Genomic DNA, 1,740 nt, shown 5'->3' with positions numbered 1-1,740 from the left:
GAAAGCTTCTTTGTTGTGCCTGATTTTTTCTTGCGCTTAGACATCGTTGGCTATTCTTGGCCTTTTTGTCTATTATACCCCAAAAAATCCCGTTTTATCCCGCTTTTTGACTACTTAATTGCAAGGCTTATGAGAAGTGGCCTTCTAAAAAGTAATTATTTCACATATTGAGCCCCTCAATGCTCTAAGGGAATCACTATTTTGTATTACACTATTGACACTTTGTAGTATATTATGTTATATATATATAACAGAGTAATACAGGACGAACACCTGCTTGCTCTGAAGCACCTTGAAAACTTCAGAGAATGTGTCCAGGTCGCCTAATGGTAGGGCATTGGTCTGCAAAACCGATTGTGTGAGTTCAATTCTCACCCTGGACTTCAAATATTGCAGTTCCAGGGCAGGTTCAATTCCCGTCGGCACTGCAAATTGGGTTGGTATCCAAGTCCGGTTAAGGAACCCGTCTGTAAAACGGATGCCTCTGTGCGCCGTAGGTTCAAATCCTACCCAACCCATTCTGGAGAGGTCGCTATTGGCAGGGCAAGCTGTTTGCTAGACAGTTGTAGATGTAAGTCTACTGGGGGTTCGACTCCCTCTCTCTCCGCGTTGTGGGAGTGTAGTGTAATGGATCAACACGCTGGTCTTCGGAACCAGAAATCGGGGTTCAAATCCCTGCATTCTCGCTAATCCTGGGAGTGTAGCCTAACGGATAAGGCATCAGTCTTCTAAACTGACGAATGTAGGTTCAAATCCTGCCACTCCTGTTATGCGTAAATAAGCTGAAATCCTTCTGTATAAGGAGACGTCTAAATCGAAAACCTAGCAATCCATCCACGTTGTACAAATTGCGGTAACTCAGATGCTACATCAATAGCTAATTCATCAGCAGCCAGGTCTTGACAAATTGCTTCAAATCGATTTTCTCCTTGAAAAGCCTTCAGCAGTTGCCATTCTGCTTTTGTTGGCAGCTCAATGCGCATATCATAACCATTGCGCCAGAGGAATAGTTGTATCCCCCCTTCATCTAAATTGACTTGCTGATCACCTTGGTATTCAGGTTGATTAACTTCCCAAATGCGATGGATCGGGTAAGCTGACTCAATCAGAACACTATTTTTAGGTAAATGGAAAATCAGTTCTCCCCATTTGTCTTGGGGAACTGTACTCAATGCTTGGACATCTAACCTGGTAGCCTCTTCACCATTAAACACCCGATGCCAGTGCCACTCTAACCTGGCTACATCTGGTAAGTAGGGTAACTGTTTTGCTGGCTCAAAATTCGCCAAAAAATCAGGAAAGTATTCGCCATAATTTCCTAAATCCATTGATATCGAAGGAAAGCGTTGGATATAGCTTATCGCTGTTCCATCAAAAAATTTCTCTCCCACCAAACAACAGCAGACTGGATAAATTGACATTAAGGTTTGGCTCAGGTTGCCTAGGACACTGCTACGATAAATCGCTAACCCTTGATCAGGGGTCAATTGTTTAGCTGCTTTGATGTGTTGAGCAATGGTTTGTGTACTGGCAGGATTATTTTCAAAAACAGCATCGTAAAATAACTGTTGTAGTGTCCTTAATTCCATCTATTTACCTGATCTAAATACGTAAGCTATCAGCTATCAGCTATCAGCTATCAGCTATCAGCTATCAGCTATCAGCTATCAGCTATCAGCTATCAGCTATCAGCTATCAGCTATCAGCTATCAGCTATCAGCTATCAGCTATCAGCTATCA

The 1,740-nt window shown here is 42.6% G+C and carries 1 protein-coding gene and 5 tRNA genes; 5 read left to right on the top strand and 1 reads right to left on the bottom strand.

All coding sequences use genetic code 11. The annotated features are described in order from the left end of the window. The first annotated feature begins 312 nt into the window (after positions 1–312). From F6K38_RS41190 to F6K38_RS41170, 5 genes are all read left to right on the top strand, one after another. Positions 313–383 (top strand) — tRNA-Cys (locus F6K38_RS41190). 51 nt (positions 384–434) lie between these two features. Continuing rightward, positions 435–518: transfer RNA gene (locus tag F6K38_RS41185), tRNA-Tyr, on the top strand. A gap of 4 nt (positions 519–522) precedes the next feature. Then, positions 523–607: transfer RNA gene (locus F6K38_RS41180), tRNA-Ser, on the top strand. A gap of 6 nt (positions 608–613) precedes the next feature. Continuing rightward, positions 614–686: transfer RNA gene (locus F6K38_RS41175), tRNA-Arg, on the top strand. Between the two features lie 8 nt (positions 687–694). After that, positions 695–767 (top strand) — tRNA-Arg (locus tag F6K38_RS41170). 42 nt (positions 768–809) lie between these two features. On the opposite strand, the gene F6K38_RS41165 is transcribed toward F6K38_RS41170, so the two are convergent. Beyond that, entirely contained in the window at positions 810–1,589 is a 780-nt protein-coding gene (locus tag F6K38_RS41165; protein ID WP_287268007.1) for an HvfC/BufC N-terminal domain-containing protein, read from the bottom strand. Between the last annotated feature and the right edge of the window lie 151 nt (positions 1,590–1,740).

It is taken from the genome of Moorena sp. SIO3B2 (genome assembly GCF_010692525.1).
Taxonomy (GTDB): domain Bacteria; phylum Cyanobacteriota; class Cyanobacteriia; order Cyanobacteriales; family Coleofasciculaceae; genus Moorena; species Moorena producens.
Note: the sequence above shows the minus strand (reverse complement) of the source record. Positions and strands in the feature narration are given on the sequence as shown.

Excerpts from the sequence above, each read along its gene's own strand:
- F6K38_RS41165 (WP_287268007.1), bottom strand. The coding sequence starts at position 1,589 with ATGGAATTAAGGACACTACAACAGTTATTTTACGATGCTGTTTTTGAA.